Annotated in this window: 16 protein-coding genes; 10 read left to right on the plus strand and 6 right to left on the minus strand. The window is 46.5% G+C overall.

Annotated features, from left to right (window positions below; translation table 11 throughout):
* The first annotated feature begins 119 nt into the window (after window positions 1–119).
* Window positions 120–1,526: an MBL fold metallo-hydrolase RNA specificity domain-containing protein gene (locus tag RHEIN_RS06040; protein WP_008898091.1), complete on the plus strand. Its 1,407-nt coding sequence runs from the start codon at window positions 120–122 to the stop codon at window positions 1,524–1,526.
* Here RHEIN_RS06040 and RHEIN_RS06045 read toward each other — a convergent pair.
* Complete coding sequence (locus RHEIN_RS06045; RefSeq protein WP_008898092.1) at window positions 1,521–2,687, minus strand: chorismate mutase; 1,167 nt, start codon at window positions 2,685–2,687, stop codon at window positions 1,521–1,523. The genes RHEIN_RS06040 and RHEIN_RS06045 overlap by 6 nt on opposite strands.
* A gap of 166 nt (window positions 2,688–2,853) precedes the next feature.
* Entirely contained in the window at window positions 2,854–5,205 is a 2,352-nt protein-coding gene (locus RHEIN_RS06050; protein WP_008898093.1) for a penicillin acylase family protein, read from the minus strand.
* A gap of 60 nt (window positions 5,206–5,265) precedes the next feature.
* Here RHEIN_RS06050 and RHEIN_RS06055 point away from each other — a divergent pair, with 60 nt between their 5' ends.
* Entirely contained in the window at window positions 5,266–5,907 is a 642-nt protein-coding gene (locus RHEIN_RS06055) for a cytochrome b/b6 domain-containing protein (RefSeq protein WP_008898094.1), read from the plus strand.
* Window positions 5,908–6,035: 128 nt separating this feature from the next.
* On the opposite strand, the gene RHEIN_RS06060 is transcribed toward RHEIN_RS06055, so the two are convergent.
* Complete coding sequence (locus RHEIN_RS06060) at window positions 6,036–6,488, minus strand: c-type cytochrome (RefSeq protein ID WP_008898095.1); 453 nt, start codon at window positions 6,486–6,488, stop codon at window positions 6,036–6,038.
* Between the two features lie 107 nt (window positions 6,489–6,595).
* On the opposite strand from RHEIN_RS06060, the gene RHEIN_RS06065 reads away from it, so the two are divergent.
* From RHEIN_RS06065 to RHEIN_RS06080, 4 genes are all read left to right on the plus strand, one after another.
* A complete protein-coding gene (locus RHEIN_RS06065) occupies window positions 6,596–9,589 on the plus strand; it encodes a bifunctional diguanylate cyclase/phosphodiesterase (protein ID WP_008898096.1) in 2,994 nt (997 codons plus the stop codon).
* A gap of 87 nt (window positions 9,590–9,676) precedes the next feature.
* On the plus strand, window positions 9,677–12,760 hold the full coding sequence (locus tag RHEIN_RS06070; RefSeq protein WP_008898097.1) for an amidohydrolase family protein: 3,084 nt from the start codon (window positions 9,677–9,679) through the stop codon (window positions 12,758–12,760).
* Between the two features lie 11 nt (window positions 12,761–12,771).
* Window positions 12,772–14,070 (plus strand): amidohydrolase family protein, encoded by a 1,299-nt coding sequence (locus RHEIN_RS06075; RefSeq protein ID WP_008898098.1) that lies wholly within the window; start codon window positions 12,772–12,774, stop codon window positions 14,068–14,070.
* A 42-nt stretch (window positions 14,071–14,112) separates the two neighbouring features.
* Complete coding sequence (locus RHEIN_RS06080; protein ID WP_008898099.1) at window positions 14,113–15,786, plus strand: M28 family metallopeptidase; 1,674 nt, start codon at window positions 14,113–14,115, stop codon at window positions 15,784–15,786.
* A 41-nt stretch (window positions 15,787–15,827) separates the two neighbouring features.
* On the opposite strand, the gene RHEIN_RS06085 is transcribed toward RHEIN_RS06080, so the two are convergent.
* Both RHEIN_RS06085 and RHEIN_RS06090 read right to left on the minus strand, forming a co-directional pair.
* Window positions 15,828–16,625, minus strand: coding sequence for a response regulator (locus tag RHEIN_RS06085; protein WP_008898100.1), 798 nt, complete (start codon window positions 16,623–16,625; stop codon window positions 15,828–15,830).
* A 39-nt stretch (window positions 16,626–16,664) separates the two neighbouring features.
* Window positions 16,665–17,063: a translation initiation factor gene (locus RHEIN_RS06090; RefSeq protein ID WP_040554630.1), complete on the minus strand. Its 399-nt coding sequence runs from the start codon at window positions 17,061–17,063 to the stop codon at window positions 16,665–16,667.
* 151 nt (window positions 17,064–17,214) lie between these two features.
* Here RHEIN_RS06090 and RHEIN_RS06095 point away from each other — a divergent pair, with 151 nt between their 5' ends.
* The 3 genes from RHEIN_RS06095 to RHEIN_RS06105 all read left to right on the plus strand — a co-directional run bounded on the left by RHEIN_RS06095 (window position 17,215) and on the right by RHEIN_RS06105 (window position 20,041).
* Window positions 17,215–17,904 carry a GAF domain-containing protein gene (locus tag RHEIN_RS06095; RefSeq protein ID WP_040554615.1) on the plus strand — a complete coding sequence of 230 codons (690 nt, stop codon included), beginning with the start codon at window positions 17,215–17,217 and terminating at the stop codon, window positions 17,902–17,904.
* A 51-nt stretch (window positions 17,905–17,955) separates the two neighbouring features.
* On the plus strand, window positions 17,956–19,149 hold the full coding sequence (locus RHEIN_RS06100) for an amino acid aminotransferase (protein ID WP_008898103.1): 1,194 nt from the start codon (window positions 17,956–17,958) through the stop codon (window positions 19,147–19,149).
* 115 nt (window positions 19,150–19,264) lie between these two features.
* Window positions 19,265–20,041 (plus strand): substrate-binding periplasmic protein, encoded by a 777-nt coding sequence (locus RHEIN_RS06105; protein ID WP_008898104.1) that lies wholly within the window; start codon window positions 19,265–19,267, stop codon window positions 20,039–20,041.
* 10 nt (window positions 20,042–20,051) lie between these two features.
* Here the strand turns inward: RHEIN_RS06105 and fldB are convergent, their stop codons facing one another.
* Entirely contained in the window at window positions 20,052–20,588 is a 537-nt protein-coding gene (fldB, locus tag RHEIN_RS06110; RefSeq protein WP_008898105.1) for a flavodoxin FldB, read from the minus strand.
* Window positions 20,589–20,682: 94 nt separating this feature from the next.
* Between fldB and xerD the strand changes: the two genes are divergently transcribed.
* Window positions 20,683–21,588 carry a site-specific tyrosine recombinase XerD gene (xerD, locus tag RHEIN_RS06115; protein ID WP_008898106.1) on the plus strand — a complete coding sequence of 302 codons (906 nt, stop codon included), beginning with the start codon at window positions 20,683–20,685 and terminating at the stop codon, window positions 21,586–21,588.
* The last annotated feature ends 20 nt before the right edge of the window (window positions 21,589–21,608 follow it).

Here is a 21,608-nt window from a genome sequence, read left to right on the forward strand (position 1 = left end):
AAAGGAAAGCTGAATAAACTAACATCTTGTTTGATATAGACTAATCTTTTAACACTTCAGTTCAGTTATAACATGGACATAGCACCACCACAGCCAAGAAGAAAGTCGGAGTGTACCCAATGCCTTTAGATGCCAGTTTAACCTTTTTAGGCGCCGCCGAGCAGGTCACAGGCTCCTGTTATCTGCTAAAGCTGCCAAACAAACAAATTCTGCTCGACTGTGGTATGACCCAGGGCGAAAACCAAATCACAGAGTGGAATAAATTCCGTTTTGCTTTTCGTCCTAAAGATATCGATTACGTGATTTTATCGCACGCTCATATAGACCACAGCGGCTTATTGCCTTTGTTGGTTGCTAAGGGGTTTCAGGGCAAAATTTATTGTACTCAGGGCACAGCTTTGTTGCTTGGTGTGCTGTTAAAAGATTCTGTGCATTTGTATTTAAAAGACTTGGATTGGCAAAACAAACATCTGGCCCGGCAAGGTAAAAAGCTGCTGGATCCAGTCATGGCAGTGCAGGATGTAGAGCAGGTATTGGAGTACTGTCAGCCTGTCGGTTACAAGCAAAAAGTAACGGTCTGCGAAGGACTGGAGCTGGAGTTTCTGGATGCGGGTCATATTCTGGGCTCTGCCATAATGCAGCTTGCAGTAAAGCAGGGCAAAGCCATGCGGCAACTGGTGTTTTCCGGTGATTTAGGCAACCCTGCTACAGTGCTGATGCCAGATCCCAGCCCGGTAAAAACGGCCGATCTGGTGCTGATGGAAAGTACCTATGGCGACCGCAATCACCAGCCATTACAAAATACGCTGGAAGAGTTTGCGAATGCGCTGGATGAAGCGCACAAAGCAGGCGGTAATGTGTTTATTCCGGCTTTTGCTTTAGGCCGTAGTCAGGAAATTTTGTATTACCTCGGGCTTTTGTACCATCAGGGCAGGCTGAAACAAAAAATGGTGGTGCTGGACAGTCCTATGGCGATAGAGATCACTAAAATCTACAGTGAGCTGATGGCTGAGTTTGATCGCAAAGACACCAAAGTACTGCATGGTTACGGCGCCCGTGATTTGCAATCCTTTTTGCCTATATTACGACTGGCATCCAGTATGGAAGAATCAATGGCCATGAACCGCATCAGTGGCGGTGCTATTGTCATTGCAGGGTCTGGCATGTGTAACGGTGGTCGTATTGTGCACCACTTAAAACACAACTTATGGAAAAGCAGCAATCATCTGATATTTGTTGGCTTTCAGGCCAAAGGTACTTTAGGCCGTCGTTTGGTGGATGGCGAAAAACGGGTGAAGTTGTTTGGTCAAAATGTTGCGGTGAAAGCCACAATACACACCATAGGTGGTTTTTCCGCTCATGCAGGTCAGGATGAGTTATTAGGCTGGGCCAGAATCATTGGTGGTCAGCCCCGTTTTTATCTGGTGCATGGAGAACCTAAAGCTCAGCAGGCATTGCAGAGCCGTATGCTGGAATACGGTCTGCATTGCCAAATTGCCGAAAAAGGTGAGCAGATCAAACTATGAAGGTTGCTGAGTGATCAGAGTTGGGCTGACATCCTCGCTTGGATAGCAGCCCAGCACCTTCACAAAACGTGTGATGCGATTCAGTTCATCCAGGGCTCTGGTCATAGCGTAATCGTCCAGATTGGCGAACACATCCACATAAAACATCTCTTCCCATGGATTGCCTGGTATAGGGCGGGATTCCAGTTTGCCCATGCTGATGCCATGTTGTTTTAACACTGTTAAGGCATCGACCAAAGCGCCTGGTTGCTGGCCTGTGTACATAATAAAAGTGGTTTTGGCTGGGATTGCTTTCGCCACATTAATAGCTTTACGCGCCACTACAATAAAACGGCTGGCGTTGTCTTTTTGGTTGGCTAAGCCGCGGCCTAATACTTCCAGGCCATAGAGCTTTCCACCTTCTTCACCGCCAATGGCGACCACAGATTTATCCTGTGCTTTACGCACCCGCTCAAAGGCATCGGAGGATGCGTCACAGTATTCAATTTTGACGTTGGATAATCCCTGTAAATAGTTGCTGCACTGAGCTATCACCTGAGGGTGGGCGCAAATCTGGCGAATTTTACTCAGCTCTGTGCCTTCGACACCTAACAAACAGTGTTCGATAGGGTGGGTCAGTTCGCCGACGATCGACAAACGGGTATGCTGCAGTAAGTCGTACACTTCGTTGATACTGCCGGACGATGTATTTTCAATAGGCAGCACTGCATAGTCGGCATGGCCTGTTTCCACTGCTTGAACTATTTCGTTAAAGCTGTCGCAGCCAATTTCAATCAGCTTTTCAGCGCGGCGGGTGAAATACTTTTGTGTAGCCCAGTAACTGTATGAACCCTGACGGCCTAAAAAAGCAACCCGGCAAACAGGGCCATTGTCGCCGTTCAGTTGGCCTTGTACTTTGGCTTGCTGCTGCAGCACTGAGTCTTCAATAATCACATGGTAAATTTTGGTGACGTACTGTGCGTCTAAGCCCAGTACCTTGCCGCGTTCAATCAGTGACACCAACAACTCTTCTTCCCGCTTTTGATCACGAATAGGTTTGTTTTGTGCCAGTTTTGCATCAGCTACGCTTAATGCGAGCTGACGTCTGCTGGCCAGTAATTGCAGCAGATCTTTATCTGTACTGCTGATCTGCTGGCGAATGTGGTCTAAATCTATGCTCATAAAGCGTCCTTTAAGCTAAAAAAAACCTCCCTATGTTGGGAGGTTTTTTGGTTTATCACGCGCGCGCGACTTACCGCCTCCCCGTTGGGGTGGTAAAGAGGCGAAAAAAGCGAGCGATCTGAATTGGTTTCATGGCCACCACAATAGTAAGTCTGGACGTCTAAAGTCAAGCTTTAGGTTGCAACTTCAGCAAGTATTTTTGTTCACCTGGTAAAAAGCCTAAAGCCTGTTCCTTTAACCAGAAGTCGTGGTCAGCATCATAAAAAGGGGATAACGGATGACCCGACTGGCCTGCCGGTATGACTAAAATGCCTTCGGTTTCTTTGCCCGGTGACACCACCATACGTTGTGACTGACCATGCACTTTGTGTTGTACTCTGGGCATATGGCTATCACCATTCATCGGCATTGCAGGCATATTCAGCCAGTCGCCGAAAAAAGGCACAGCAACTGAGAGTGGATGCACTATAGCGCTTTGATTGATAGTGCCCCAGCTTGCGTTGGCTAAACTGCCATAATCTGTTTCCAGCTTTTGTTTGCTTTGCAGCACGGCCTGTTGCAATAAGGTGCGCCAGGAGCTGAATGCGGCAGGCAGAGTGTCGGTGCGCTGTTGTTGCAACATTTCCCAGCCTGCAGTCTCCAGAGAGAATTTCAGGTCCCGCCCTGACAAGTTATTTTCCTCCAACAGTGACGTTAAAGGTGCAAAGGTCAGCTCCAGTGTTTTGGTCCGAAAAGAGCGCAGCAGTGAATAGCCTACTGAACCTATACTGGCATGGCTGGTATCTTTCATTACATAATCCAGATAAGACTCTAAGTTATGTTCTGCGACAAATTCTTTGGTCAGCACAGTGTCTAATAACAGCTGTTGCCAGCGGGCCAGCATTAAGGCGCGGTGATCCAGCTGAATCTCATGCAGGCTTTGCTCGTTATGCTGTGCTGTGGCTGCTAAGGCATCACGGATTTGCAGGCCCCGGGCGCCTAAGTCGTAACCGCCATTACCAATTAATTCTAAATCTTTACCCCCTATCATTCTGCTGTTGGCTGTCCAGAGCTGACCAGATTGGGGCTGGTAAATTTGTGGGTAACGGTTTTGGGACAAGTACCCTGTCCAGTGATTCTGGTCATTACTCCAGTCCTGAGGCGTATCCATATGCTGCACTTTACGTTCTGGTAAAGCACCCATCAGAGTCCAGCCTATGGCACCGTCTTTATCTGCCACCAGTAAGTTTTGGGTTGGCACTCCAATCTGTGCCGCCAGTTTTAAGCTTTCACGTACACCCTGACTTTTCTCCAGAGTTAATAAGTTAAAGTTGGCACCTTCCACATCATGAGCCACCCAACGATAGGCATAATTCTGAAAAGGCGGGGATAACACAGGGCCCCAGATGGTCTCTTTTTGCAGCACCAACTCATCTGGCTGGCCTTTGACTTTAAACACTTCATTCTGGTAGCTGAATTCCTGCCAGCCATCAGCAGTTTGGTACTTTTCACCTTTTTCATCCAGCTTCAAGGCTATAACATCAGACCAATCTGCAGTGCTGTTGGTAAAACCCCAGGCTATATGGCCATTGCTGCCAGCTACTATAGCCGGAGTGCCAGGTAAGCTGACACCTGCAACTTCAAACGACTGATCGTTTTCTGTCCATTTCAGCTGGGCTTTAAACCAGGTGCCTGGCACACGGATCCCTAAATGCATATCGTCGGCCAGAATAGCGCGGCCATCTTTGGTTCTTTGACCGGACACAGCAAAATTATTGCTGCCGATATCAGCACTGTCATGCAAGGCACAATCGACGCAGGCTGTTTTTTGTCCAGCCAGCAGAGCCGGATAGGTCGATTTTGGCATAGGAGTCAGCTTCACTTTGCTGTTATCCATGGCGGCTTGCCAGTCCGGGCTGTGCTGGAATAAAAAATCGTACCAGTCTTGTGGCAGTTTTTGTTGCATCAGGCCCATTGCCAACTCGTCTTTGCCCTCAGATCCCTGTAAATCCAGATACATGCTGTAGAGCGCTAAAAAGGAATCAGCTTCGACCCAGCTGCGTGGTGTCTGTGCTAATAAAGCGTATTCAAAAGGTGGCCAGCCTAATGCGGCCAAGCCTGCATTCACCCCGGCCGTATAACGTTGAAGCAACTGCTTTTGGTCCGCTGGTAACTTCGCAAAACCCCGCTGCGCTTTGGCTCTGAATCTGTGGATGCGACGTTTTTTATCCAAATCCAGCGCCATTTCACCAAAAAGCTCGGACAACTCTCCGGCTGCATTACGGCGCAATAAATCCATCTGGAAAAATCGCTCCTGAGCATGGACAAAACCCAGAGCATAAGCCACGTCATTGCGATTTTGTCCTTTGATGCTGGCATAACCTTGTGCATCCCGGCTGATTTCAACCTGTTGTCTGACCTCTGCAGGCAATTCGCCTTCATAAGCCGGCAAGGTGCTGCGCAGAGCAAAATATAAAAAACCAACGACCAGCAGGATCAGCATCAGTAAGGCAATAGAAATCCGTTTGAACCAAAGCATAGGTTTTTGCTTCCAATGGGTTAAAATCAATAACTTATCATAATAGAGGACTGATAAAAGATGAAAGTGATTCAGTTATGGGATAAAGCCATACGATTTTACCACTGGAGTCAGCTGTTGTTATTGGCTGGCTTATGGTTTACCGCGGATCAGGGCTATCTCGTTGTGCATCAGATTCTGGCGTATTCACTTGCTGCTATTTTACTTAGCCGCCTGATCTGGGGTTTTGTTGGCAGCGAGACAGCACGTTTCAGTCATTTTCTGCAAAGCCCGCTTCAGTTAGTGCGGATGTGGAATAAAGCCAAGCATGGTATAGGTCACAGAGGCTTGTCAGGTTATATGAGCCTGGCTTTGATGACGCTGATTTTGTTGCAGTTTATCTCAGGATTAATGACCACTGATGATGTGATGACCGAAGGACCCCTTTACGGCTCAGTGTCGTCTGACTGGTCTTCTTTTGCCTCCTGGTTTCATCACAATAACTTTGATCTGTTGCTGATACTGATTGCGGTGCATGTGGTTGCCGCGCTCGTTCACGGGCTGAAAAAAGATGGGGTCTTGGGTGCTATGTTGCATGGCAAACTGAATACTGAAGCACAACAACCTGTAATCAAATCATCAGGTCGGTATCTGTTGCTGGTGCTGGTTTTTGCCGGAATTTTTGCGCTCTGGCAAGGACTGTCTTTGTATCAGCAGTGGTAATGCGCGGTAGGGGCGGGGCTTGTCCCCGCCCGTCTCAAATTCCAGACAAATCTTTATCGGGGCTTGTCCCCGCCCGTCTAATGACACCTCGGTGCGGATTGGTATTGTACCCTCCCGTTATAAGGAGATTATTCCGCTTTGTATTGATCGTGGCAGGCTTTGCAGTTTTTTGCAAAATTGCCAAAGGCTGCTTTGACTGTAGCCTGTTCGCCTGTTTTCGCTGCAACTTGTAAAGCCAGAGCATCTGTTTGAAATTGTTCTGCTTTTTGTTGAAAATCTTGCAAGTTTTGCCAAATCTCAGCTTTAGCGTCACTTTTTATTTTATCGGCGCCAGGTACTTCAAACGCTTCCCATGGCAATGTGGTCAAAGTAGTCAGAGCGTTCGCTCTTTTTTCTGCACGTTTAGCGTCAAAAGGTACTTTACCCCGCATCATGTCGCTTAAATCGACGAAATTATGCCGTATTAACTGAAAGCTATGCTGACGATAAGTGACAGCGTCTTCAGCGTCGGTAAAGGCGCTGCCCGCCATAGCGCAAGCAGAAGACAATCCCAAAGACAGTAAGATAAACAGATTTTTCATTGGCTTAATTCTCATTTGTTTGATTTTGATGCAATAATGGTTTGATGTCGTTGTGTGTCACAATAGCATTACAACTGAACCCCGTCGCTGTCAACTCAGGAAATCATGTGAAGGAAGTTAATTTTCACAAACCTACAGGTATGAATTCCCTTAGCATCAAGTTTGCGCTACTGGTGTTTATGCTGACTGTAGTCGCCAGTGCGGCTATCGCTTATGCTGTGCTTATGCTGCAACAAAATGTGCTGATCGAACAGGAAAAGCATGAATTAAAACGGCAGTCTGAAAAATATGCCCGCGAACTGGATGCCGGTTTCTTAACCCGTGAAAAAAAGGCCATTAGTGCCAACAACATTGTGGTGCGGTATCTCAGCAAAACCACAGCCGATTTTCCGGCTTTACCCACAGCTCAGCCGGATGGCAGTGTACGTATTCAGGATGATTTGTCAGCGGCTTTTATTCCTCAGTCAAAATTAGATCCGCAGCAAACCGCCTGGTTAGTTCAAAGTGAAGAGCTATGGCAGCAACTGGCACCTTTGATGCTGGAAGAGTTTTTTAACTTTTACTTTATTTCTAAACAAGGTTTGATCCGTATTGCGCCGGCAGACTGGGCTTTAGAAGTGCCTGTCACTCATGATTTCACTAAAGATATCTTCTTTGATATTGCTACCCCTGAACAAAACCCCAGCCGTTTACCACGCTGGACTCCTATTTATTACGATCCTATCTGGCAAAAATGGATGACCAGCCTGGTGATCCCTGTCTATGCGGCGGACGAGTTTTTAGGGGTGACTGGCAGTGATTATATTCTGGATGAATTATTTCTTGATTTAGCCAGCATTGAACAATCGTCCGATGGTTTGCGCAGTATGTTGTTTGATCCTCAAGGCAACTTGTTACTGGATGGCAAAAAACCTGTACCACTGCAAAACAACGGCCAACAAAACTTTGATGCCCGTTACAGTTCAGTGGCGCCAAGAAAACCGGAGTTGGCCGCTTTTATTCAGCAAGTGACCACAAACCCAACAGCATCCGAACTGCTGCAGGCTGATTTAGCCAACTATCTGGTGTCAGCAGCCAAAGTGCAGCGTTTAGACTGGTACCTGACCTTGTATCAGGATAAGCAGGTGGTTGTCAGCGGTTTGCAGGATTTTCGTGACAACGTAATGCTAATATTTTTAGCTGTTGCTGTTGTCGTGGCTTTGTCTCTGCAGTTTTTCATTTACCAGTTTATTTTAAAACGTTTAACTCGTTTATCTTCTGCGGTGCAACGGATCAGCAGGGGCGATTTACAGCAAATTACTCTGGATCAGAATGACGATGAAATCGGTATGCTCAATCGCGCTTTTAATGGCATGGCTGAAGAAATCCACCAACTGATCTCAGGGTTAAATACCCGTATAGGCGAAAAAGAAGAAGCCGAACGAGCCACCCGTAAATTGACGAAAGCCGTCGCTTTTTCCAGTTCTGGTATTTTACTGACAGATAAAGAGTTGCATATCGAATATGTGAACCCTTTTATGCTGGAGCTGATGGGCTGCACTGCCGAACATATGATGCAGAAGCCGTTATCCTCTTTATTTGCCGCTGAGATGTTTTTTGTCGGCGAAGAGATAAGCCAAACTCTGAAAGATCGCCACCATTGGCGCGGTGATATGTTGCTGCAGCATGTGTTACGTAAACTTTGGGTGTCGCTTGCGATAGCGCCAATACGGGATGAAAAAGGCGATATCAGCAACTATGTCTGTGCTATGCAGGATATTTCTTTTATCAAAGAGAGCCAGCGCAAGATGGAGCAACTGGCCTATTACGATATGTTAACGGGCCTGGCGAATCGTAGCTATTTCCGTGACCAGTTACGCAAAGCCATCGCTATGTCGTCCCGTGGTTATTACCATTTTGCCTTGTTGTATTTTGATCTGGACGAATTTAAGCGTATTAACGATACCTTAGGCCATGATGCCGGGGATGAGCTGCTGAAAGAAGTGGCGCGAAGACTCATCAGCCGTTTACGTGAAGAAGACACGATAGCCCGTTTGGGTGGCGATGAATTTGCAGTGATTTTAAGTGGTATTAAAGACAGAGCTCATGCGGCCTTGATCGCTGAAAATCTGCAGCAAAGTTTTGCAGCTCCGGTCAAACTGACAGGCCAGGAAGTCGCTATCAGTGCCAGTATAGGCATTACCATAGCGCCTGAAGATGCGGCTGATGAAGAGCTGTTGCTCAAACATGCTGATTTGGCTATGTATGAAGCCAAGGCCCGTGGCCGTAACACCTACCATTTTTTCAGTCAGGATTTAAACGATGCTGCCAAAGAAAAACTGCAAATAGAAAATCATCTGCGCGAAGCCATACGTGAACATCAGTTTGTGTTGTATTACCAGCCAAAAATCGATATTCGTACTAATGTGGTGATTGGTTATGAAGCTTTATTACGTTGGGTCCGGCCTGACGGTTCGATGATCCCGCCACTGCGATTTATTCCGGTGGCAGAAAGCACAGGTTTGATTGTGGAAATAGGCGAATGGATTATCTGGGAAGCCTGTCGTTTTATCAGTCGTCAGCAATCCAGAGGCCATGATGTGACTATTTCTATCAACCTGTCGGCACGGCAATTTACCGATCAAAACCTGGCCGAAGTGGTTGAAAGGGTGCTGCAACGCACCGGCGCCCGCGCTGACAAGCTGATATTTGAAATTACAGAGTCGATGCTGATGGGCGACACTGATGCGGCTATTGCCCAGTTAAATGAGTTAAAAGGACTGGGGGTGACTTTATCTATTGATGACTTTGGTACAGGCTATTCATCGCTGAGTTATTTAAAGCGGTTCCCGGTAGATGAGCTGAAAATAGACCGTTCTTTTGTTAAAGATATTCCGGCAGACACCAACGACATGGACATAGTTGCGGCCATTATTGCTATGGCGCAAAAAATGAACCTGCGGGTTGTGGCTGAAGGCGTTGAGACTATAGAACAGATCGAATTCTTAAAAAACAATGCTTGCTATCTGGTGCAAGGTTATTACTTCAGCATGCCAAGGGCAGAGCAGGACTTATATAACCTGAGTTATCAACCATTATTAATAGGGGCTGCTGAACTTTAAGCTGTTGTTGGGAATAAGCCAGCCTTGTGCTTTGTTTTTCCTGCTGCATTTTTCAGGGTAAAGCCCCAATACAACCAGGAAACATCCATGATCAAACTAAGACTGTCCTTGTGCAGTACGGCAATGCTTTGCGCTTTATTGCCTGCTGCTTCGGCGGATCAAACCACGCCTGTTCAAGGTATACGTGATAAATCGCCACAACTTTACGCTTTAACCAACGCCACTGTGATCACTGAACCAGGCAAACGTCTGGACAATGCCACTGTGCTGATCAGCAACGGCCTTATCAGCAAAATTCAAAATAAAGCTGCTGTGCCAGCTGGCTATCAGACCATAGATGCCACTGGTTATTTTATTTATCCGGGTTTTATCGATTTATACAGCCAATATGGTCTGCCTAAAGCTGGAAAAGGTAATGGCTTTGAATTTGGCCGTAAGCCGAACTACAAAAATGATCGCAAAGGCGGCAATGCCAGTAATGCAGCTATTCATGCCCGTAAGCTGTGGGTCAATGAATTTAAACCTGATGCTGAACAAGCAAAAAGTTACCAGCAGCAGGGCTTTACTACAGTCCAATCCGCGCGTTTTGATGGCATCTTTCGCGGTCAGGCTTTGGTTGCGTCCCTGCTATCTGGCTTGCCGAACGAGGCAGTTTTACGTGCCCAGGCCAATCAGTTTATGGCGTTTAGTAAAGGTACTTCAGTTCAAAGTTATCCTTCTTCGCTGATGGGTAGCATAGCCCTTATTCGCCAGACTCTGGCTGATGCCAACTGGTACAGTCAGGCTCAGGGCAAAAGCAGCTGGCGTTTTTACAATCAGCCTGTTGAGTTTAATGCTGATTTAGCTGCTTTAGCTCAGCTGAAAACTCAGGGTGTGGTGTTTGAAGCCACGGACGATCAGGCTTTGTTACGCGCTGATAACCTGTTAAAAGAATTTGGACTGGATAAAGCGACGCTGGTAGCTTCTGGCTATGAATACAGTCGTATTGAACAGGTCAAAGCGACGGGACGTCCGCTGATTTTACCGCTGGCCTTTCCGGCAGCTCCTGCAGTGCAACAACTGAATGATCAACTGGATGTGGAACTGGCCCAGTTAAGGCACTGGGAAAGAGCGCCTTCTAATGCCGCTGTGTTAGAACAGGCGAAAATTCCTTTTGCCTTGACCCTGCACAAGCTGGAGAAACCAGAGCAGTTCTGGCCGAACTTACGTAAAGCTGTGTCTTATGGTTTAAGTCAGCAAAAAGCTTTAGCAGCGCTGACCACAGAGCCAGCAAAATGGTTAGGTCTGGACAAGCAGATTGGCAAAATTGCAGAAGGGTATCAGGCTGACTTAGTGGTCAGTAAAGGTGATTTATTTGCTGATGGCGAAATAGTCGCGACCTGGGTTCGTGGTCAGCAGCAACAATTTACAGCTATGGATTTACCAGCCTTTGCCGGTACTTATTCTTTGAGTATCAATGGCAGCAGCTTGCCGCTGGAACTGACAGATAAAAAAGGCTCAGTCGAAGGCTCGGTCAAACTGGGCGATAAAACCAGCAAGCTGAATCATGTGGCTGTGCAAAAAAATCAGCTGCAATTTGCAGTGGATTTAAAGGCGCTGGGACAAGGTTCTGGTGTGGCTCAGTTTAGTGGTGAACTCAAAGGTAAAACCTTGCAAGGAAAGTTAGTCACTGCAGAGGGCGCTACAGTTGCCATCAGCAGTCTGCAACAACCATTGGTGGCTAAAGCTGATGAGCAAAAAGCCACAGAACAACCTGTGTTGTTGTCGAAGCTGACTATGCCTAACCGCGCTTTTGGTGTGACACAACAAGCAAAGCGGCAAAATGTGCATATTAAAAATGCCACAGTCTGGACTTCCGCTAAGGCTGGTAAGTTAGAAAATACGGACGTACTGGTGAAGGATGGCAACTTTGTCAAAATTGGCAAAAACTTATCTACACCTTCAGGTTATCAAGCCATTGATGCGACAGGCATGCACCTGACTGCTGGTATTATCGATGAACACTCGCATATCGCTATTGATCAGGGTGTCAACGAAGGCTCAGATGCTGTGACCTCTGAAGTGCGTATTGCCGATGTGTTAGACGCCGATGATATTAATATTTATCGCGGTTTAGCTGGTGGCACTACTACAGCTCAGTTATTGCATGGCAGCGCCAATCCTATTGGCGGCCAGGCACAGATTATTCAGCTGCGTTGGGGTGACAGCTCAGAACAACTGAAATTCAAAGGCGCGCCTGCGAGCATCAAGCTTGCCTTGGGTGAAAACGTCAAACAATCCAACTGGGGCGAAGATTTTGTCAGCCGTTATCCACAAACCCGCAGTGGTGTCGATACTATTATTCGTGATGCCTTCCAGGCCGCTAAAGAATACAAAGCACAGTGGGCTGAGTATGAAGATTTATCCAGTTCTGAACGGGCAAAAACTGCAGCGCCGCGGGTGGATTATCGCATCAAAACTTTGGTCGAAATTTTAGATAAAGAACGTTTTATCCATATCCACTCTTATGTGGCCTCAGAAATTCTGATGATCATCAAATTAGCCGACGAGATGGGCTTTAATATCACCACTTTCACTCATATTCTGGAAGGCTACAAAGTGGCTGACGAGATGAAAGCCCATGGTGCCAGTGCTTCGAGTTTTGCCGACTGGTGGGCTTATAAAATGGAAGTTCAGGACGCTATTCCTAGCAATGTCTGCTTAATGCAACAACAAGGTGTGTTAGTCAGTATCAACTCCGACAGTCCGGATTTACAGCGCCGCCTGAATCAGGAAGCCGCCAAAGCTGTGGTGTACTGTGGCATGGATGAGCAACAAGCTTTGAATATGGTCACTATTAATCCGGCTATACAGCTGAAAATTGACTCTAAAGTTGGTTCAGTGGAAGAAGGTAAACAAGCTGATTTCGTATTGTGGTCTGCCCATCCACTGTCTGTGTACGCCCGGGCTCAGCAGACCTGGATTGAAGGTGCACCTTATTATCAGCTGACTGCGGACGATCAGTTACAACAGCAGGTGAAGAGCGAAAAACAACAGCTGATCCAAAAAGTGTTACAGGCTTCTGACAGCGAAAAAGCAGGTTCTGGCGCGTCATACAAAGCCAATAACCCGGTTTGGCACTGTGAAGATAACCATGATGTGTTATCCCTTGCTTTTGATCACCAGCATTAATGGAGTCATCAATGAAACATACAAAACTTTTTTTACTGGTGACTGCAGCGCTGAGTCTGACTGCACAGGCGAACGATATAGTACCTGCACCTAAACAAAGCACCCCCATTTTATTACAGGATGCCACAGTGCATACGGTAACAAAGGGCGTATTAAAAGAGACAGATGTGTTACTGGTCGACGGAAAAATCAGTGCTATAGGCACAGATTTAGCTGTGCCAGCTGGCGCAGAAGTGCTGTCTTTGCATGGTAAACACTTGTATCCGGGCCTGATTGCTTTGGCGAATCAGCTGGGTTTAACTGAAATTGAAGCAGTGCGGGCGACAGACGACAGCACTGAAGTGACTCAAACCAACCCGGATATTAAAGCTCAGGTCGCCTACAACGCGGATTCTGAAGTAGTGCCTACTATTCGCGCTAATGGTTTTAGTTACACCCTGGTGTATCCAAATGGCTCTTTAATTATGGGGCAATCCGCTTTTATGCAACTGGATGCCTGGAACTGGAAAGATGCCACTGTGGTTGATGCAGTGGCTTTGCACATCAAATGGCCACGAGCTGACGTGATGGCTAATCCATGGCGCCCGCAAAAACCAGAAGAGATTCGTAAAGCCAATCAAAAAGCGATGGCTGATTTGGACGGTTACTTCAAAACCGCTCAAGCTTATGCCCAGGCTGTGGGCGATGGCGTGAAACTGCCGGTTGATTCACGCTGGCAGGCGATGATCCCGGTTTTTAAAGGTGAATTACCTGTATTTGTGCATGCCAATGACGAGCGTCAAATTGAACAAGCCATGAAGTTTGCTCAGCAGTATGGTTTTGCTCTGACCATAGTGGGTGGCCGTGACTCATGGCGTATTGCACCCCAACTTGCTGCCGCTAATGTATCTGTGATTTATACCTCGCCTTATGGCATTCCTGAACGTGCAGATGAAGCCAGCAGCCAGTCATTCCAGACTCCGGCTCAGTTGGCTAAAGCAGGGGTGAAATTTGCATTGTCACTGGATGGTTACTGGGATACCCGCAATGTGGTATTTGCTGCAGGTCAGGCGATCAGCTATGGCTTAAGCCCGGAGCAGGCGTTACGTTCTGTTACACTTGATGCCGCTGCTATTGCTGGTGTAGCTGATAAAATCGGTAGCATCGAAGTGGGTAAGGCTGCCACTCTGGTGGTGTCTGATGGTGATATTTTTGACTATCTGGGACACAAAGTACGTTACATGTGGATTGATGGCCGTGCTGTTGATTTAAACAACAGGCACAAACAATTACATGATAAGTATCAGCAGCGTTATCAGGCTAAAAACTGAGTAGTCAGGGGCGAAAGCCCCTGAATTTTTTAAGGAAACACTATGAAACTGATGTCAATCAGTGCTTTATCCGCCATGCTGGTGCTGGCGGGCTGTCAAAGTACGCCAACACCTTCTTCTGTAGCAGCCTTGCCCAAAGCCAGCGCTAAAGCCATTGAAGCTCATATGACGTTTTTAGGCGATGACAGCCTGGAAGGCCGGGATACCGGTAGCCGCGGTCATCAAATTGCGTCGAATTATATTGCCACTCAATTGGCTGCTTTAGGTTTAGATCCAGCCGGTGAGCAGGGCTATTTCCAGTCTGTGCCTTTACGCAAAGCCATGCTGGTGCAAAGCAGTGCCAAAATGTCGCTGACTAAAAATGGCAAAACCACAGACTTTGATTATCCAAAACAGTTTTTTACGGGTCCCAGCACTTTGCATGCGAAAGCGGATGTCACAGCGCCATTGATCTTTGTCGGCTATGGCTTAGTGTCCAAAGAGTTTAATCTGGATGATTACGCCAATCTGGATGTGAAAGGCAAAATAGTGGTGATGCTCAGTGGTCGCCCTAAATCTTTACCCAGTGAAGAAGCTGCTCATATTCAAAGCTTAAAAGCAGAAAACGCGGCTGAACGTGGTGCTGTAGGTGTTATTACCCTGCATACTCCTTCAGAAGAAAAAGTGCGGCCTTATGCCAATAGCCTGATGTATTTAACCAGCCCTCGTATGCGCTGGCTACATAAAGACGGGAAAGCAGAAGGTGAATTTGAGTCTTTATTGGGTGGTGCTTACTTACATCCAGACGCTGCCAAAAACTTATTTGAAGGGGCCAGCCGTTCTCTGGACGATATTTTTGCTGACTTAGCCGCAGAAAAAGTGCCTGCAGGTTTTGCCTTAGAAGGCACAGTCAGTTTAAAGCGTGAATCCACTATGGAAGATATCACCAGCCCGAACGTGGTTGCAGTATTGCCAGGTTCTGATCCGGTGCTTAAAGATGAGTATGTGGTGGTGACGGCTCACTCTGATCATATTGGTTTCTCCAATGATGTACGCAGCAAAGACAAAATCAATAACGGTTTGATGGATAATGCAGCAGGTGTTGGCATTATGCTGGAGACCGCACGTTTATTTACTCAAAAGGCAGAACGGCCAAAACGTTCTATTTTATTTCTCGCTGTAACCGGTGAAGAAAAAGGTTTATTGGGTGCTGACTATTTTGCCCATAACCCAACCCGTCCTATCGATAAGCTGGTGGCCAACGTCAATATAGATATGCCGGTGTTGTTGTATCCTTTTGCCGACATAGTTGCATTTGGTGCCAACCATTCCAGTTTAGGGGCTACAGTGGATACAGCAGCAACTGCAGTTGGTATTACGCAAAGCCCGGATCCAATGCCTGAGCAGGCTATATTTACCCGTTCAGATCATTACACTTTAGTGCAACAAGGTGTGCCTTCTGTTTTCCTGATGACAGGCTTTACGTCCAAAGATCCAAAACAAAAAGGCGGCGAAGTCTGGGGTAAATTTTTTGCTAAGCATTACCACAAACCTACAGATGATATTGCAGGATTAACGGCTGACTTTGGTGCCATCCGTTATGATGCAGGTGCTGTGTTTGCGGATATTAACTTCGGTATTACTACTGAAGTAGCCAATAATCCACAGCGGCCTGTCTGGTTAAAAGACAGCTTCTTTGGCAAGATTTTTGGTAAAGACTATAACCAACAGAAATAATAGAATACGGGTCGGAGCGAATGCTCTGACCCTGTCTTCTTTTAGTGTTCCATAATACGGCTTAATAAAGCCCGTACTGTTTCTGGTTCAAAAGGTTTATCACACAAGGCATTGACACCAGACTGCGCAATATTAGCCAGGTGAGACTCGTTAGCTTCGCTGGTGACCATCAACACCGGAATATGGCTTTGCTGGCTGTGCTCACGAATATACTGCGTCAACTCCTGCCCATTCACTTCCGGCATATTAAAATCCGTTACTACCAAATCAAACATATTGTTTTTCAAAAGCTCAATAGCCTGTTGACCATCTTCGGCTTCAGTTAAGTGCTGAATGCCCAGATTTTGCAATACACGTTTAATATGGTTACGGGCCAGACGGCTGTCGTCGACCACTAAAACCCGCACATCATGTACATCAAATAAACTCAGTTCCAGCTCGGCCGGACTTAATAAGTCGATGGCAGCATTTAAGGCTTTACCCAACTGAATGGAGTTAAAAGGCTTAGGTAAAATTGCCACCACACCGGATTGTTTAAACTGTTCCAGTTGCGCTTTTTTGGTTTCAGAAGAAATCAATACAAAAGGCACTTCAGCTAAATCAGCGTCGTTTTTTAGCTTTGCCAACAGCTCCAGGCTGGTACCTTGTTCAAAGTACAAACTGCTGATCACCAGATCTGCTTTATGTTGCTTTAGTTGCACCATGGCAGTGGCAATACTGTCGGCTGTGCTGACCTGGGTGGCGCCTTCTTCGGCCAGTTGTTTAATAATAATTTTGCGTTGAACATCAGAAGGTTCAATCAACAGAATAGATAAATCGGAAGGACAGAGTTGTTGCATCAGACACTCGCTTAATATACTTGGGTATAATTGGGTGGCTTAACCACCAGCCCACTTATGTTTGTAACCTAACCTGGTTAGCTCCTGTTGCACCAGTTCGCGTTGATCGCCCTGAATTTCAATCACGCCATCCTTGACTGAACCACCACAACCACACTTTTTCTTTAATAAAGCCGCTATCTCTGCCAGTTTTTCTGCGTTTTCAGCAAGGCCAGAAATAGTGATCACAGCTTTGCCATTGCGGCCTTTCGTTTCACGTTTTAAGCGTGCATGACCATCAGCAAAAGTCTGAGCCACAGCTTTTTGCTGTGCAGGCTTATCTATCCGGCCTGAAGTTGTACTGTAGACCAAGTCGTCTGCTTTTGCTGCTGTAGCCGCTTCGGCAGGTCGCCCCAATTGTTGTTGCCAGTCGGCTAACGAGATTTTTTTGCCACTCATAAAACAATCTGTGTAAGTCGTCAGAAAGCGCACGATAAACAACAAGCCTGTAAACAGCAAGTAGCAAGTTTAAAATCAGGGAGGATGGTGCAAAAAAGCCATTGGCAAATAAAAGGCTTCTGGTAAACTACGGTCAATTTTAGAAATCTGGATGGCTGAAGTGTCTATTAACTTGTATCTGGAACAATCAGGATTGGCTGCTGTATTGCGGGGGCAGGAAATAGCTATAGAACAAACTGTTACTGCATTAAAAAAACAACTTTCTGCTGCAGCGGCTCCAGCTGTCACCTGGTCTTATCTGGTGCCTGAATTAGGTGAAGGTGGAGCTTGTTCTTTGTTTGGTCAGTTGGCAGATGAACCTTATGATCTGGCGGCTACTCTGGGCCAAAACGAAGCAACAGCTAAAGCTTTAGCTCAGCTCACTGTAGTGGTGCAAAACTATCAGCAAACCAATGACAGCGACTGGTTTGGTATTTACCAAAAACGTCTGAACCCCCAAGGTGAAACCGTACTGGTGAAACTGGCCTATTTTGGTGCCGCTTCCCGTGCTGAGTTTCCGTTAACTGCAGAATTTGCCGCCATCAGCAATAACAGTACTGTCGGGCTTACTGGTAAAGCTAAAGTGATCAACGACGTGACTGCGTATTTAACTGCAGGTGGCGAATATTACACCTGCGATCCAAAGGTATTAGCCGAAGCTTGTTTGCCTTTATTTAACAGCAAAGGTGAACTGGCAGGTATTATTGACGCTGAGGCTTTTAAACGTCAGGCCTACCATACAGATGCGCTGGTCCGCTTAGTCGCCATCTGTCTTGTGCTGCCAGGGCTGTTGCCCGCATGATAAGATAAATTGAAATAGACCTATTCACACCGCAACTAACAGGTAATAACTATGTTTTCGCACTTACAGCCAACCCCTATCGATCCAATTTTAGGTTTAATGGCCGCTTATAAAGAAGATCCAAATCCATTAAAAGTGGACCTTGGGGTTGGAGTCTACAAAGACGAGCAAGGCCATACGGCTGTGCTGGATTGTGTGAAAAAGGCCGAAGCACTGCGTTTAAAAAGCGAAGACAGTAAAACCTATATTGGCATGGCCGGAGATTTATCTTTTAACAGCCATATCGAAAAACTGGCCTTTGGTCAGCACAAAGTACTGTTATCAGGCCGTGTCACTACAGCTCATACTCCAGGTGGTACAGGTGCTTTGCGGGTGGCTGCTGAATTTATTAAAAAAGCCAATCCGGATGCTACAGTCTGGGTCACTAACCCAACCTGGGCTAACCATATCTCCTTGTTTCAGGCTGCCGGCCTGACAGTGAAAGAATATGCTTACTACGACTGGGAAACCAAAGGTTTAAAATTTGATGCCATGATGACTGAACTGGCGCAAGTTCCTGCCGGTGACGTGGTATTAGTGCATGCCTGCTGCCATAACCCAAGTGGTATGGATTTAAACTTTGAGCAGTGGAAACAATTTGCTGATTTAGCCAAAGAAAAAGGTTTTACACCGCTAGTGGACATGGCCTATCAGGGCTTTGGTTTAGGTTTGGATGAAGACACACAAGGCTTACGCTATTTAGCGGATCAGGTTGAAGAAATGATCCTGTGCAGCTCCTGTTCAAAAAACTTTGGTTTATACCGTGAACGTATTGGTGCCTGCAGCATAGTGGCAGCTGACAGCAAAACGGCAGACATTGCTAAATCAGTGCTGTTAAGTGTAGTACGCAGTATTTATTCTATGCCGCCTGCCCATGGCGCTATTGTGGTCAGTCATATTCTGGATAGCCAGGAATTAACGGCTTTATGGCATCAGGAACTGGCTGTGATGCGTAATCGTATCAACGACTACCGCCAGTTGATCATCGATAAATTTGCTGCTGAAGGCATCACGCAGGATTTCAGCTTTATTACCAAACAACACGGTATGTTCTCTTTCCTTGGCATTAACAAGGAACAGATTGAACGTCTGCGTAAAGACTACAGTATCTACATGGTCGGCTCCAGCCGCGTCAGTATTGCGGGTTTAAATCACAGCAATATAGATTATTTCGCTAAAGCCATGGCACAAGTGTTAAAAGGTTAATTTTGCGCTGTTAGTGAAAAGAGGGGGGCGATAGCCGCCCTTTTTTATAGAGCAAAAAATCAGCTGTTGTCAGGATAGCTCAGAGTAACTAAGCTAGGATACAGGTAAGTCTTGTATGCAAAGTGATCTATCAACCTGGAGTTGGGCTGTGATAAAAAGCTTAGTGGTTGTTTCGTTGTGTTTATTTTTCACGCTCACTGCACATGCCGATCTTCCTGCGGTAAGAGTAGTGACTGAATTATCGCCCCCTCATCAGACGATTATCGAGGGCAAAGTGGATGGGCTTAGTACTCAGATTGTCGAGGCGACGTTAAAACAAGCCGGACTGCAGAGCCGTATTGAAGTTTATCCCTGGGCCAGAGCTTTTTATATCGCCAGTTCGACACCCAATGTACTGATTTACAATATGGCCAGAACACCGCAGAGGGAAAACGAGTTCCATTGGATTGGTCCTGTGGCGAAATACCGGTTTGGCTTGGTGAGGTTAACGGACCGCACAGATCTAAACCCAAACCATATTAAAGATTTAGGTTCGTCTGTTATTGCTGTGCAACGAGGTGACTTTTCGGGCCAATGGCTGAAACAGCAAGGTATGAAAGAAGGCAAAGAGTTACAGTTGTCGGCTGATATTCTGGAGTCCTGGCGTTTACTGCTCAAAGGCAAAGTAGACTATGTGATTGATGATCAAGCTGCATTGCCTTCGATGGAGCAGCAATTAGCCCTGCCTGCCGGCATCACCACTTTTGTACTGACCATTCCGCAGCTGGAGCAACAAACTTATCTGGCCGCCAGCAAAAACAGTGACCCTGAGCTGGTGAAAAAGCTGCAGCAGGCTCATCTTGAAGTACAAAAAACTCAGCTGTTTCAGAACGTCATGACCAGCCGCTTTTAAGCTCTTGATGTTAAAGGGCTATCAGCTCATTCATCAGTTGAGTCAGCCATTGATTCAGGCGCTGGTCGGTTAAATCGTACTGATTCTCTTCATCCAAAGCTAAACCATAAAACCACTCACCGTCTTCTGTGACTGCTTTGGAAGCAATAAAGTCATAACCCTCAACAGGCCAGAAACCAATACGAATACAGTCTTGTTGCGCTATGGCCTGATGCAACATACCTACAGCATCCTGGAACCACTCTGCATAGCCCAGCTGATCGCCCATGCCATAAATAGCTACAATTTTGCCGCTTAAATCCACTTCAGCGATATCATCCCAATGGGCTTCCCAGTCTTCCTGCAGCTCACCAAAATCCCAGGTTGAAATACCTAAAATAAGCAGATCATAGTCAGCCATCATTGCCAGAGGCTGATCTTTAATATTATGAAGTGTTACACTGCTGCCATCCGGCAGGCTTGGGTCGGCGCTTAAAAGCACCTGAATTTTTTCTGCCACTATCTCTGTGTAGCAGGTGGTGGAACCGTAAAAAAGACCAATTTTCATCTGACGGGACTCAGCATTTTCTGTGGGCTGCAGTGTAGCAGAAGCGTCGAAACCAACAAAGTCAGGCAAGGTAAATTAACCCGGGAGCAGGTAAGTGGCATTAGTGTTGGCCGTTTCAGAACAACAGCTGATTAAAGCTTTTTTAGACCAGCTCTGGCTGGAGAAAGGTGTCAGTGAACATACGTTAAGTGCTTATGGCACAGACTTAACTAAATTCGCATTATTTCTGCAGCAACAGGGTCAACAACTGAGCTCTGTTGATCAAATGCTGCTCAATAGCTATCTGGCGTTTCGGGTGGATCAAGGTTTTAGTCCACGCAGCACCTCCAGAACCTTAAGCAGTTTGCGACGTTTTTATCGTCATTTGCATAAAACCAGACAGATCACCGAAAACCCGCTGTCGGACGTTTTTAACCCGAAGATTGGTCGCTCCTTGCCTAAAACTTTATCCGAGCAGGATGTGGATTTATTGCTGTCAGCCCCGGATGTGAGCGATTTAATTCAATTTCGCGACAAAGTGATGTTAGAAATTCTGTATGCGGCCGGTCTTAGAGTATCGGAGCTGGTTGGTTTAACCTTACAGCAAATCAATTTGCGTCAGGGTTTAGTGCGTGTCACAGGCAAAGGTAAAAAAGAACGGCTGGTGCCTTTAGGGGAAACTGCAGTGGAGTGGCTGGACAATTACCTGAAGCAAGGCCGTGGCTTGTTGCTTGATGGTCAGAGTGATGTGGTGTTTCCCAGCAACAGGGGGCAACAAATGACCCGACAAACTTTCTGGCACCGGATTAAATTTTATGCCAAAGTGGCGGGCATTAGTGCAGAGTTGTCACCGCATACGGTACGGCATGCTTTTGCCACTCATTTATTGAATCATGGTGCAGATTTGCGGGTCGTACAGTTGTTATTAGGGCATAGCGATTTATCGACCACCCAAATTTATACTCATGTGGCGCAGGCGCGTCTGCAAAGTTTACATCAACAACATCATCCCAGAGGCTAGCTTTGGGTGCAGGAAATACA

Origin of the sequence: Rheinheimera sp. A13L, from assembly GCF_000217935.1 — a bacterium.
Classification (GTDB): Bacteria; Pseudomonadota; Gammaproteobacteria; order Enterobacterales; family Alteromonadaceae; genus Pararheinheimera.